The sequence below is a fragment of the Pantoea conspicua genome (assembly GCF_002095315.1).
GTDB lineage: Bacteria > Pseudomonadota > Gammaproteobacteria > Enterobacterales > Enterobacteriaceae > Pantoea > Pantoea conspicua.
In genome coordinates this window covers 1-12205 of the sequence record NZ_MLFN01000078.1, presented here as the reverse complement: position 1 = coordinate 12205, position 12205 = coordinate 1, and the positions used below count along the sequence as shown (strand labels likewise).

General features: G+C 53.6%; 12 protein-coding genes and 1 pseudogene. 4 read left to right on the top strand and 9 right to left on the bottom strand.

Going from position 1 to position 12205, the window contains the following annotated elements; translation table 11 throughout:
• Window positions 1-246 precede the first annotated feature (246 nt).
• The 8 genes from HA41_RS18625 to HA41_RS18590 form a co-directional block, all read right to left on the bottom strand.
• Complete coding sequence (locus HA41_RS18625) at window positions 247-519, bottom strand: hypothetical protein (RefSeq protein WP_094122010.1); 273 nt, start codon at window positions 517-519, stop codon at window positions 247-249.
• Between the two features lie 603 nt (window positions 520-1122).
• The gene (gene fucP / locus HA41_RS18620; protein WP_094122009.1) at window positions 1123-2361 is read right to left on the bottom strand and encodes an L-fucose:H+ symporter permease; all 1239 of its coding nucleotides are present in this window, start codon (window positions 2359-2361) and stop codon (window positions 1123-1125) included.
• 115 nt (window positions 2362-2476) lie between these two features.
• A complete protein-coding gene (locus HA41_RS18615; RefSeq protein WP_094122008.1) occupies window positions 2477-2821 on the bottom strand; it encodes an L-rhamnose mutarotase in 345 nt (114 codons plus the stop codon).
• Window positions 2818-3594 (bottom strand): L-fucose dehydrogenase, encoded by a 777-nt coding sequence (locus tag HA41_RS18610; RefSeq protein WP_094122007.1) that lies wholly within the window; start codon window positions 3592-3594, stop codon window positions 2818-2820. The genes HA41_RS18615 and HA41_RS18610 overlap by 4 nt, the downstream gene beginning before the upstream one ends.
• A complete protein-coding gene (locus HA41_RS18605; protein ID WP_094122006.1) occupies window positions 3572-4432 on the bottom strand; it encodes an amidohydrolase family protein in 861 nt (286 codons plus the stop codon). The genes HA41_RS18610 and HA41_RS18605 overlap by 23 nt, the downstream gene beginning before the upstream one ends.
• A gap of 19 nt (window positions 4433-4451) precedes the next feature.
• Entirely contained in the window at window positions 4452-5729 is a 1278-nt protein-coding gene (locus HA41_RS18600; protein WP_094122005.1) for an L-fuconate dehydratase, read from the bottom strand.
• A gap of 26 nt (window positions 5730-5755) precedes the next feature.
• A complete protein-coding gene (locus HA41_RS18595) occupies window positions 5756-6598 on the bottom strand; it encodes a fumarylacetoacetate hydrolase family protein (protein WP_094122004.1) in 843 nt (280 codons plus the stop codon).
• Window positions 6599-6648: 50 nt separating this feature from the next.
• Window positions 6649-7389, bottom strand: coding sequence for an SDR family oxidoreductase (locus HA41_RS18590; protein ID WP_094122003.1), 741 nt, complete (start codon window positions 7387-7389; stop codon window positions 6649-6651).
• 223 nt (window positions 7390-7612) lie between these two features.
• Between HA41_RS18590 and HA41_RS18585 the strand changes: the two genes are divergently transcribed.
• The 4 genes from HA41_RS18585 (at window position 7613) to HA41_RS18570 (ending at window position 11674) form a co-directional block, all read left to right on the top strand.
• Window positions 7613-8374 (top strand): FadR/GntR family transcriptional regulator, encoded by a 762-nt coding sequence (locus HA41_RS18585; protein WP_094122002.1) that lies wholly within the window; start codon window positions 7613-7615, stop codon window positions 8372-8374.
• 141 nt (window positions 8375-8515) lie between these two features.
• Complete coding sequence (locus HA41_RS18580) at window positions 8516-9268, top strand: NAD-dependent epimerase/dehydratase family protein (RefSeq protein ID WP_094122001.1); 753 nt, start codon at window positions 8516-8518, stop codon at window positions 9266-9268.
• 364 nt (window positions 9269-9632) lie between these two features.
• On the top strand, window positions 9633-10616 hold the full coding sequence (locus HA41_RS18575) for a DUF1852 domain-containing protein (RefSeq protein WP_094122000.1): 984 nt from the start codon (window positions 9633-9635) through the stop codon (window positions 10614-10616).
• A gap of 26 nt (window positions 10617-10642) precedes the next feature.
• Window positions 10643-11674, top strand: a complete 1032-nt coding sequence (locus tag HA41_RS18570; RefSeq protein ID WP_094121999.1) for a methionine synthase — start codon at window positions 10643-10645, stop codon at window positions 11672-11674.
• Between the two features lie 158 nt (window positions 11675-11832).
• On the opposite strand, the pseudogene HA41_RS21230 reads toward HA41_RS18570, so the two are convergent.
• Window positions 11833-12028, bottom strand: a pseudogene (locus HA41_RS21230) (site-specific integrase); the annotation flags it as partial.
• Between the last annotated feature and the right edge of the window lie 177 nt (window positions 12029-12205).

Genomic DNA, 12205 nt, shown 5'->3' with positions numbered 1-12205 from the left:
GATTTATTCAACAAAGCCGCCGTGCTGTGTCCGCACTGTAAGTCGCTTTTTATTATTTAAAAAGCTCAGAATAAAGCGGCTGATGGTGACGGCTCATTCAACCGGACGGCAACCCACCGTTACCGCCCCGTGGCTGGATTGTTTAATTTTCACCTAGGTTTTCGTAATATATATCAATGACATGGAAATGTATGGCTACGGCATTGAGGACGCGGTTGGTTAAGTTTGAATCATGAAAATCGCGGATTAACGCTCATATTCGATGAAATAGCGGTGGGATTCACTCTTTTCCACGAACTCGAACGGAGAGGGCGTAATGACATGCTGGCCCGAACGCCAGACATCATTTATTCTGGCAATAGTGTCGCCTTCCTGTAACGGAAAAGTTGTACTGACGCGTAACACCGCAGTGGTGCCATTTTCAAAATCTACCTCGTACAGTGCAATATTACTGGCGGGTAGAATCGTTCTTGCATGAATGATTCTGCCATGCAGTTCACTACATACTGATTTTTTCATGATAAACCTCTCATCTATTCATGTGCTTAATCCTCAGCAGGAGGGTTTATTTCCTCTCTCTATTTTTCCGGCATCAATTAAGCGGGCTGATATAAACTTATCCGTAGCGATCAATATAGCTGGTCTGGCAGAAATAAATGAGAGCTTCAGCGTATCCGTAATGATAAAAAGATGGTTAAAAAAGCGGGCGATTAACATTAATGTGACCCGTAGCCCAGACTGATGCAATAAACCGCCGGCCACGAATAATGACCCTTCAGACCCGCATCCTGTCAGCCCGAGGCCGCAAGCCAGCCATATCGTGAGCAGCAACCCAAACGGTTCTCACACTTCATTCTCTGTTTATCAGTTTTAACAATGTCGCAGATCCCACTTCACACCCTGATCTGTCTGATGACGCGATTTTCATAATGGATGCGACGCATTGGATGCTGAAAAGAGGGGGGTTAATCGGGATGGCATCGCCGGGACAGGCGAGTCATTCAGCAGCGGAGAGAATAAGTGTGCCGCGGCAGTTCCTGCGCGGCTCTCTGTTTAACAGTGAGCCGGAGTGAACAGGCAACCCACCTGTTCACTCCGTTGTTTTATCCGGCGGACAGTGACTCAGTGCCCGGCGTTTGCTCTTTGCTTAAGCCCATAAACCAATACCACCACGAAACAGATCATTGGGAGCGCGTAGGAAACGGCCGTGGTGTAATGATCGGCAATGGCACCCATCATATAAGGCATCACCGCACCCCCGACAATCGCCATGATCATTACTGAACTGGCCCGTTTGGTCTGCTTGCCCATGTTCTTCACGCCCATGGCAAAAATGGTCGGGAACATAATCGACATAAAGAAGAAGATCGCCACCAGGGCAATTACCGACACATTGTCGATACCGGCAACCACCACACCGCATAGCACGATATTGATAATGGCATAGGCCACCAGCAGCGTAGCCGGGCGGATGAAACCCATCAGCCAGGTACTGAAGAAACGGCCGACCATAAAGCTGATCATGCCCACCGACAGCAGATAGGAGGCGTTCTGGTTCGACAGCGTATGCCAGTGTTCGGTGGTGTAATTGATAAAGAAAGCGCCAACCCCTACCTGGGCGGCGACATAAAAGAACTGTGCAATCACGCCGCCGGTAAAATGGCCATGCTGCCATAATCCTTTGGCGATGCCCTGGTCAGCATCGCTGCTCTGCTCACGAATATCCGGCAATTTAGTCCGTCCGAACAGGAAGGCAATCAGCAGCACCAAAAAGGCTATCGCCACGTAGGTAGTTTTCACCGAAGAGAGCCCGTCAGCGGTGGTGCTCTGCGTGGCGGAAAAGAACAGCGAACCGCCAATTACCGGACCAATAAACTGCCCTAAACCGTTGAAGGATTGCGAAAGATTCAGACGACGTTCTGCGCCAGCCGGATCACCCAGCACGGTAGCAAACGGGTTAGCGGCGGTTTCGAGACATCCCAACCCGAGAGCAATCACAAACAGTGCGAATAGAAACAGGCTGAAGCTGCCCGCTGACGCGGCCGGAACAAACAGCAGTGCGCCTGCCGCATACAAACATAATCCGACCAGGATGCCGGCTTTATAGCCGAAGCGATCCATGAAAAATCCGGCCGGCAGGGCAATGATGAAATAGGCACCAAAATAGGCGGCCTGTAACAGCCCGGACTGCGCCTTATTAACGTGTAATACCTCCTGGAAATGCTTATTCAGCACATCCAGCAGCCCGTAGGATAATCCCCACAGGAAAAACAGCGTAGTGACCAGAATAAACGCCAGACGGAAACCGGACGTGGTTTTGCGCTCCGCATAGGCGGGAGCAGCAGTTTTATTGGCGAACATAGTGTATTCCTCAGTATCTGGTGGTGCCTGCAGGAGTAGGGTCAGCTCGGATGGCTGGTATTTTTTTATGTCAGATAACGTGAAAAACGGCTGCTCTCTGGAACGACGAGAGGGACTACTTCTGTTCTGTCAGTGAAAAAATGCGTGTCATTTCTACCCACTTTTTACCCGCGGGTGTCCAGGGTGTCGGGCGCTGATATTTCCACATCAGCGCTTCCCATTCGCAGACTTTCGGGTCCTCAAGGCTGCGACGTTCGAACAGCGCACGGTCAAAGTCGTCCGTGGTTTCTATCACCATCATCAGCCGGTTACCCAGCCGGTAAATTTCCATCTCTGTAATGCCGTAGTGACGCAGGTGCGCAGTAATTTCCGGCCAGATTTGCTGGTGATAGCGTTGATACTCTTCGATAAGACGCGGATCGTCGCTGAGATCCAGCGCCTGGCAATAGCGGCGTGTCATGTCAGCGCCCGATCAAGATGGGTGTAACCGCCATCAACGGTCAGCCACTGACCCGTGGTATGCGACGCGCGCGAAGAGAGCAGGAATACCACCGTATCGGCGATTTCCTGCGGTGTGGTCATGCGCTGCCCCAGCGGAATGTGCGAGGTGATTTTTTTCAGTTTCTCTTCGTGGTGATCGAAACTTTGAATCCAGCGCGCGTAGAGTGGCGTCATCACTTCAGCCGGGATTACTGCATTCACGCGTATACCCTCGTCCAGCAGGCTCGCCGCCCATTCACGGGTCAGCGCCAGAATGCCACCTTTGGCCGAGGCGTAGCCGCTGGTGTTGCCCTGACCGGTTAACGCGGTTTTTGAACTGATATTCACGATTGCTCCCCGGCTGGCACGCAACGCAGTCAGGCACAAGTGCACCATCAGGTAGTAGTGAATCAGATTCTGTTCGAGTGACTGCACAAAGGCGGCGCGTCCGGCGTCCAGACCGACATTGTCATTGGCACCGGCGTTGTTCACCAGGCCATCAATGGAAGGGTAACGGGTCAGGATCGCATCCAGCGCGGCTTTGCAACTCGCTTCGTCGCGCAGTTCGGCGAGCACAAAGCTGGCCTGCGGCGAAAGTTGTTGCAGCCTGTGCATCAATTCATTAGCCGGTTCGGTATTACTGACGATCACCGGGATAGCCCCTTCTTCGGCCAGCGTCAGCGAGATCGCCTCACCGATGCCAGAGCCGCCGCCGGTGACGATTACCACTTTATTTTGCAGATAGAGATTCATCGTGTGTTTCCTGTAATCGGTAAAGAGAGCAGGCATTGCCGCCATAAATGGCTGCCTGTTCGGTGGCACTGAGTTTTGCTATGGCCGGTTGCCAGAGTTGCCAGGGACTTTCATCGGCACCGGCCAGCAGCGAGACCGGCCAGTCGGAGCCGAACATCAGCCGCTCGCTGCCAAAGATCTCCAGTGCTGCATCGAAAAAAGAGAGCAAATCGTCGGTTGAGAGGCCCGCCGGTCGCGGCTCGGTCAGCAGACCGGAGAGCTTGCAACTGACATGTTTCAGCCCTTTCAGCGGCGCAACCTGCTGCTTCCAGTGACTGGCACCCAGCGTCAGATCGGGCTTGCCAAAGTGATCGAGCACCAGAAAATGTTGGTCATGGCGCTGCGCAAACTCAACGGCGTCGGCCAGATGGTGATGCGTCACCAGCAGTTCATAAAGATATTCCCGCTGCTGAAGCTGCCGAATCCCGGCATTGATAGCCGAATCGGCCAGCCACTGCGCCGGATAAGGCTCGTCCTGAACCGGGTGGCGAAAACCGCGCAACAACGGATGGGCTAACGCCTCCAGCTGTCGCGGCAGGTTGGCGTCACGGAGATCGATCCAGCCGGTCACCGCAGCGACAAAATCGGTCTGGCCGGCAATATCCAGTAGCCAGCGGGTCTCCTCCAGGCTGCATCGTGCCTGGACCAGGAGGGTTTTCTGCACATCGTGGCGGCGCAGGATCGGCCGCAGCGTCTCCGGCAGAAAATCCTGTTTCAGCAAACTCATCTCATCGTTGATCCAGCGGTAATCCTGCGGCGTGTAGCGCCAGAAATGCTGGTGGCTGTCGACTCGCATCATCGGCATTCTCCCTGGCTGCTCAGGCGTGGTAGCGATATTTTTCGATGGACGCCGGATGCATTTCGATAGAGAAGCCGGGCGATTTGGGCGGCATATAAGCTGCGCCGCGGATCTCGCAGGGATCGACAAAGTGCTCGTGAAGGTGGTCAACGTATTCGATAACCCGGCCTTCATGCGTACCGGCGATACAGAGATAATCGATCATCGAAAGATGCTGCACGTACTCGCATAACCCGACTCCGCCCGCATGCGGGCAGACCGGCAGGTTGTATTTGGCCGCCATCAGCATCACCGCCAGCACCTCGTTAATGCCGCCCATGCGGCAGGCGTCAATCTGCACCACATCAATCGCTTCGCGCATGATGAACTGCTTAAACATAATGCGGTTCTGGCACATCTCGCCGGTGGCGACTTTGACCGGCGCAACACCCTGACGAATGGTGCGGTGGCCTTCGATATCATCCGGGCTGGTCGGTTCTTCGATAAACCAGGGGTTGGCAAACGCCAGCGCATTTACCCACGGAATGGCGTCGCGGGTTTCCCACACCTGATTGGCGTCGATCATCAGCTTGCGATCCGGACCGATCACTTCGCGGGCAATACGCACCCGGCGAATATCATCTTCCAGGTCACGTCCGACTTTCAGCTTCAGATAATCGAAACCGGCATCGACCGCCTGCTGGCACAAACGGCGCAGCTTGTCGTCGGGGTAGCCCAGCCAGCCGGCTGAGGTGGTGTAGCAGGGATAACCTTCCGCCAGCAGTTTTTCGAGACGTTGTGCTTTGTTATCGGCACGCTGTTGCAGCAGCTTCAGCGCCTCTTGCGGCGTAATACAGTCGGTGATGTAGCGAAAATCGATGCAGCGCACCAGCTCTTCTGGCGTCATATCCGCCACCAGTTGCCACACCGGTTTGCCGACCGACTTACTCCATAAATCCCATACCGCATTGACCACTGCACCGGTTGCCAGATGGATAGCACCTTTATCCGGCCCAATCCAGCGCAGCTGGCTGTCGCTGGTGAAATCCCGCCAGAATTTCCCCATGTCGGCGGTGATATCCGCCAGTTGGCGGCCGACGATCAGATGCTGCAGTGCGCCGATCGCGGCACAACAGATTTCATTACCGCGCCCGATGGTGAAGGTCAGCCCATGCCCTCGCAGCGCCGGATTGTCGGTTTCCAGAATCACATATGCTGCGGAGTAGTCGGGATCGGGATTCATCGCATCCGAGCCATCCATCGTCAGCGACGTCGGGAAGCGCACATCCTCTACACGTAAAGCCGTAATCGTCGTCATCAAAAATTCCTTCCGCTGTAATGGGGCTATGCCTGTACCGTCTTCTGCCGCTGCTCACCCAGACCTTCAATTCCAAGGTGCATAACCTGACCGGCTTTCAGATAGCGCGGCGGTTTTTGTCCCAGACCGACGCCCGGTGGTGTGCCGGTAGAGATGATGTCGCCGGGTTGCAGACTCATAAAGCGACTGAGGTAACTGATAATTTCAGGAATGCGGAAAATCATGGTACGGGTGTTGCCGTTCTGATAACGCGTACCATCCACCTCCAGCCACAGGTTAAGCTGATGCGGATCGGGGATTTCATCGGCGGTAACCAGCCACGGTCCAATCGGACCAAAGGTGTCGCAGCCTTTGCCCTTATCCCAGGTTCCGCCGCGCTCAATCTGGAACTCCCGTTCAGAGACGTCGTTTATCACGCAGTAACCGGCGACGTGTGCCATGGCGTCGGCTTCGCTGATATAGCGGCCGCCGGTGCCGATCACCACGCCCAGCTCAACTTCCCAGTCGGTTTTCACCGAATCACGCGGGATTTCGACGTCATCGTTCGGGCCGACAATGGCACTGGTCCACTTGCTGAACACCACCGGTTCTTTTGGGATGTCAGCCCCGGTTTCTGCCGCGTGATCGGCGTAGTTCAGACCGATACAGATAAACTTCCCGGTTCTGGCCACGCACGCGCCCAGACGGGGTTCACCGCTCACCAGCGGCAGGCTATGCGGATCGAGCTGGCGTAGTGCGTTCAGCGTAGCCGGTTGCAGGGTATCGCCGTCGATGTCGGCGACGTGAGCGCTGAGATCGCGCAGTTTTCCGTTGCTGTCCAGCAGTCCGGGGCGTTCGGAACCTGCATTGCCGTATCGTAGTAGTTTCATCGATCACTATCCTTCTGTGAAAAAGTCAGGGAAGCAGAGCGGCTGCGGGTTCAGTTACTCCAGCCGCCGTCAATAATCTGCACCGTGCCGGTGGTGTAGGAACTGGCATCGGAGGCGAGATAGAGCGCCAGTTGGGCGATCTCCTCGGTTTTACCAATACGGCCAATCGGCTGGCGGGAAACAAACGCCGCATAAACGTTCGCTTCGCTGCGTCCTTCGGCCACTGCCTGAGCGGCAATACGCTGGCGCAGGGAAGGGGATTCCACCGTGCCGGGGCAAATTGCATTACAGCGGATGCCGCGGGTGACGTAATCTGCCGCCACCGAGCGGGTCAGGCCAATCACTGCCGCTTTGGAGGCACTGTAGGCAAAACGGTTTGGCACCCCTTTGATGCTTGAGGCGACCGACGACATGTTGATCACCGAGCCGTAGTTGCGCTCCAGCATCGCTGGCAGGAAAGCGCGGATCATGCGGAACATCGCGGTGACATTGAGATCCAGTGCGAACTGCCATTCGCTTTCGCTGCAGCTGAGTATGTCGCCGCTGTGAACCACACCGGCGCAGTTAAACAGCACATCGAGCGGACCGGTTGTTTCTGCCAGCGCGGCAATCGCCTGGGGATCGGTGACGTCCAGGTGTTGCGCTGTGATACCCGGTATCTGCTGTAACGCGCTGATATTGATATCTGTGGCAATTACCTCTGCACCTTCGCGGGCAAACAGGGTTGCAGTGGTAAAACCGATGCCCTGTCCTGCGGCGGTAATCAGTACTTTTTTCCCTGCCAGGTTCATAGCAACTCCCGGTGAAATGTTATTTTATAGGTCTAATGGTCAGGCCATTGGAGGCGAAAAAAATGCGTTAAAACCAGTGCTTTTTGCTAAGATGTCCAGCAAGCTACTGCTTAAAACGCCATTTCGGTTAACCAATTTTTTACATGTATAAAACAAAGCAGCAAGATTTTTGTCTGGAAAATGCTAGCTGAATCACTTAATGAGAACTGACCTCAGGTGTCCGATGCCGATAAAAAGATTAGAAAACCCAAGAATTTACAGGCAGATAGCTGACCAGCTAAAAACATTAATTGATAATAACGAGTTTCCACCCGGTAGCAGACTGCCAGCCGAACGTGAATTAGCCAGTCTGTTGCAGGTCAGCCGCGCGTCGGTGCGGGAAGCCCTGATCGCGCTTGAAGTAATAGGGCTGGTGGATGTACGGGTCGGTAACGGCGTGATTGTGCGGCAGCCGCCGGCCTTACCAGCTGCGCCTTCGCAGGAACCGGTGATGTCGCAGGCGGGCCGAAATCAGTGGGCCGACGTGGATGATGAGCTGAACATCGAACTGGATTTTACCGCTGAGCTGCCGCCATTTTCGCTGTTACAGACCCGCCGACTGATCGAACCTGAAACGGCTGCCCTGGCGGCAAGAAATGCCACTGATGAAGAACTTGCCACGATCAGGCAGGCATATGAGCAAAACTGCTACGATAATCGCAATGGCTCGGCGACCCACCCAGGCGATCGCCTGTTCCATATCCGCATCGCTCAGGCCAGCGGCAATCCAGCCTATGCGTTTATCATTGGCCATCTGCTGGGACACCGTTACGGCACTATGTTCCGCAGTTTACAACTACACTACACCCCACAAGACATGCCGCACCGTTCTGAGATCGAACATCTCGGGATTCTGAATGCGCTGGAAGCGCGTGACAGCCGTGCCGCGAAGAAGGCGATGAAAGAGCATCTGGATGCGGTGATTAAGATTTTCGGCCAGGGGTGAAACAGTCATTATTCTCGCTGCCGTGACAGCGCCTTAGCATTTCTGTCGACGGCTCACGGTTAGCTGTCGCAGCCTTTCACCGTCACAACTTTTATCTGCGTTTGATCACCATCCGACAGGATTAATCAGGGAACAGAGAGAATGCCAGATCGCAAAAAGATCCTGCTTACCGGTGCCAGTGGCCGCATTGGCCGCACCTGCTTCAGCGCCCTGAGTGAAGCCTATGATTTCATCCTGACCGACCTTCAGGTGCCGGATGATGAAATCCCGTTGCCGCATCGGTTTATCGCCGCCGATCTTTCACAGCCGGGCGCGGCGGCAGCGCTGCTGGCCGCCGCGCAGCCTGATGTCATCGTTCATCTGGCCGGTGTGCCGGATGCCGATGCCCCTTTCGAACAGCTGCTGCCTGCGAATATCCTTGCCGTCACCTGGCTGCTTGACGCGGCTGCCGCCTCCGCCTGTCGTCGTTTTGTTTTTGCCAGCAGCGCCCAGACCATTGAGGGTTATCCGGTTGATGTGCAGATCCAGCCGGGGATGGCAGTGGCACCAGCGAATCTGTATGGCGTGACCAAATGCTACGGCGAGGCGCTCTGTTCGTTTTATGCCAGCCAGCGCGGACTTTCCTGCGTCGCGCTCAGAATCGGTGCCTTTGAACCTAAACAGGCCGGCGTGCTGAAAAATGCCCGCGACTACAGCGCGTGGCTGAGTCCGCAGGATGCCGTCAGGCTGATAACCTGCGCGATTGATGCGGAAAATATCAGCTTCTTTATCGGCTATGGAATTTCAGATAATCGGTTTAAGCGTTTTGACCTTACCGCGACCCGCGAGGTACTCGGTTATCAACCGGCGGACGACGCTTTCAGGGAATTCGGCACGGCATCGCTTAACTTATGACGGAATATCTCTCACAACGCCAACCTGTGCTGAAATCGCGGGCCGTGTCTGAGGAAGGATGAACAGACAGAAACGATATTGATGCAGGCGAGGGCTGATGCGCTTCAGGCTGCCGGACCCTAAAACGGCTGCCTGCAACTCGCCACCGCTGTAACACAACATCTTCATTCTTTTAACTGATCATGAACATCCTTCACGTTCGGTGAAATTAAATCACTTTTCCTCAACCACCGAGTGAGGCATAAAGGATGCATTGTTAATATCAATTGATAATATGAAGAGTCGCCAGCGGTGTTCAGTTTATCTCCGCTATAAATCGCGAATTTCATATTTTTGAATCAGACGATCAGGGTGTCAGATTGCGATGAATAATGCATTTACATTTACTCTTAAAAGCCTGCGTTTCGACGAGAACTATAATCCGTCTGAAAATACGCGCATCACCACTAATTTTGCCAATTTAGCCCGGGGTGAAAAGCGTCAGGATAATTTACGCAACGCCCTGGTCATGATTGATAATCGTTTTAACTCGCTGGCGAACTGGGATAACCCGAAAGGCGACCGTTATTCTGTTGAACTGGAAATTATCTCGGTGGCGTTATCGATCAATGCGCAAGGCCGCAATGATGCCTTCCCGGTCATTGAAGTTTTAAAAACGCATATCATCGATCATCAGACCCAACAGCGCATTGAAGGCATTGTCGGCAATAACTTCTCATCGTATGTGCGCGATTATGATTTCAGCGTGGTGTTGCCGGCACATAATAAAAACAGAAGCGACTTCAGTACGCCGGAAAATTATGGCGTTCTGCATGGCAACATCTTCAAAAGCTTTGTTAACTCTGCGGCGTATAAAGAGAAATTCAGTAAGTCGCCGGTGATATGCCTGAGCGTATCCAGTAAAAATACCTATCACCGGACCGGTAACCAGCATCCGGTGCTGGGGGATGAATATGCACAGAATGAACCCTCGCTGACCGATGACTATTTCGCGAAGATGGGACTGAGGGCGCGTTATTTCATGCCGCGTAACAGCGTTGCGCCGCTGGCTTTTTATTTCCAGGGTGACCTGCTGCACGATTACAGCAACCTCGAACTGATCAGCACCATTAGCACCATGGAGACGTTTCAGAAAATATATCGGCCTGAAATCTACAATGCCAATTCGGCGGCGGGAAATGTCTATCAACCCAGCCTGACGCATCAGGATTATTCATTAACGCGAATTGTTTACGATCGAGAAGAGCGCAGCCAGCTGGCCGTTGAGCAGGGTAAATTTACTGAAGAACTTTTCATTAAGCCCTGGCAGACACTTCTTGAGCAATGGTTTGCCCAGCCCGTTGTTTGAACCATCCAAATAAAAGGTTATTTATTATGAACACGTTATTACCAACTTCGACTGCTGGCAGTTTACCTAAACCTTCATGGCTGGCCCAACCGGAGACGCTGTGGTCGCCGTGGAAATTGCAGGGTGACGAATTAGTTGAGGGCAAACTCGATGCGCTGCGTATCAGCCTTGCCGATCAGCTGCAATCAGGTATCGACATTGTCAGTGATGGTGAGCAAACACGTCAGCATTTTGTCACCACTTTTATTGAACACCTCAGCGGTGTCGATTTTGAAAAACGTCAGATCGTAAAAATCCGCGATCGTTATGATGCGAGCGTGCCGTCAGTGGTCGGTGAGGTTGCCCGCCTGAAGCCGGTATTTGTTGAAGATGCCCGGTTTTTACGCCAGCTGACCAGTCAGCCGATCAAATGGGCGCTGCCCGGTCCGATGACGATGATTGATACGCTTTATGACGGTCACTACAAAAGCCGCGAAAAACTCGCCTGGGAATTTGCCAAAATTCTCAACCAGGAAGCCAGAGAATTAGAGGCGGCCGGCGTCGATATCATCCAGTTTGATGAACCCGCTTTTAACGTCTTCTTTGATGAAGTCAACGATTGGGGCATTGCCGCGTTAGAAAGAGCCGTTGAAGGACTTAAATGTGAAACTGCCGTCCACATTTGTTATGGCTACGGTATCAAAGCCAACACCGACTGGAAGAAGACGCTCGGCACCGAGTGGCGGCAGTATGAAGAGGTCTTCCCTAAGCTGCAGAAATCAGCTATCGACATCATCTCGCTGGAGTGTCAGAACTCGCGCGTACCGATGGATCTGATTGAGCTGATCCGCGGCAAAAAGGTAATGGTGGGGGCAATTGACGTGGCAACCAATATCGTTGAAACGGCTGAAGAGGTCGCCAGTACCCTGCGTAAGGCGCTGCAATTCGTTGCTGCCGATAAACTTTATCCGTCGACCAACTGTGGCATGGTGCCGTTATCCCGTCAGGTCGCCAGCGGCAAACTGGCCGCGTTAAGTGCGGGCGCGGACATCGTGCGCCGGGAAATCCTCGGTAAATAATCTTCCCTTCAGCGCAGCTGAACAGGCTCAGTCCGGACCGTTTAATCCGGCCGGTTTTCGGAGCTCTTCCGGACTGAGTTCATCTGGATCTGAGCCGTTTTAGCGGCTGTAAAAAGGGTCTTCTGCAAAAACCCTGCAAAACTCTTCTGCAAAACGGATTATTTTTTGAGCACCAACTGCTTCCATCCCTGGTCACGATCGTCGTTATATTTATCTGTCATCTCCTGTCTTTTGTGACCCAGCAGCGTACGGATCGACACCCTGTTTCCGGTAAAGTCGTTCTGACAGCGAACGCTGTTCATGGAAGGTTGGTGCTGCGCCTGTTTCCCATTTAAGGCCTGTTACCTGACGGGCAGCCATCCCGAAGAAAAGTTGCGTTGTCAAAGCCATGGACAGAGCCATAGGAGGCTTGTTTTTATGCTTCGCGGCTAAACTTGCTCTCAGTTCCCGGTAACCTGATCGTCTCTTGCAAAGCTGAGGTGTTCGCTTTTGGAACAAAGCAGCCTTACCGGGGCATGGTCCGCTTTGAGC

Excerpts from the sequence above, each read along its gene's own strand:
- HA41_RS18575 (WP_094122000.1), top strand. The coding sequence starts at position 9,633 with ATGAATAATGCATTTACATTTACTCTTAAAAGCCTGCGTTTCGACGAG.
- HA41_RS18615 (WP_094122008.1), bottom strand. The coding sequence starts at position 2,821 with ATGACACGCCGCTATTGCCAGGCGCTGGATCTCAGCGACGATCCGCGT.
- HA41_RS18625 (WP_094122010.1), bottom strand. The coding sequence starts at position 519 with ATGAAAAAATCAGTATGTAGTGAACTGCATGGCAGAATCATTCATGCA.
- HA41_RS18585 (WP_094122002.1), top strand. The coding sequence starts at position 7,613 with ATGCCGATAAAAAGATTAGAAAACCCAAGAATTTACAGGCAGATAGCT.
- HA41_RS18610 (WP_094122007.1), bottom strand. The coding sequence starts at position 3,594 with ATGAATCTCTATCTGCAAAATAAAGTGGTAATCGTCACCGGCGGCGGC.
- fucP (WP_094122009.1), bottom strand. The coding sequence starts at position 2,361 with ATGTTCGCCAATAAAACTGCTGCTCCCGCCTATGCGGAGCGCAAAACC.
- HA41_RS18570 (WP_094121999.1), top strand. The coding sequence starts at position 10,643 with ATGAACACGTTATTACCAACTTCGACTGCTGGCAGTTTACCTAAACCT.
- HA41_RS18580 (WP_094122001.1), top strand. The coding sequence starts at position 8,516 with ATGCCAGATCGCAAAAAGATCCTGCTTACCGGTGCCAGTGGCCGCATT.
- HA41_RS18595 (WP_094122004.1), bottom strand. The coding sequence starts at position 6,598 with ATGAAACTACTACGATACGGCAATGCAGGTTCCGAACGCCCCGGACTG.
- HA41_RS18600 (WP_094122005.1), bottom strand. The coding sequence starts at position 5,729 with ATGACGACGATTACGGCTTTACGTGTAGAGGATGTGCGCTTCCCGACG.
- HA41_RS18590 (WP_094122003.1), bottom strand. The coding sequence starts at position 7,389 with ATGAACCTGGCAGGGAAAAAAGTACTGATTACCGCCGCAGGACAGGGC.
- HA41_RS18605 (WP_094122006.1), bottom strand. The coding sequence starts at position 4,432 with ATGATGCGAGTCGACAGCCACCAGCATTTCTGGCGCTACACGCCGCAG.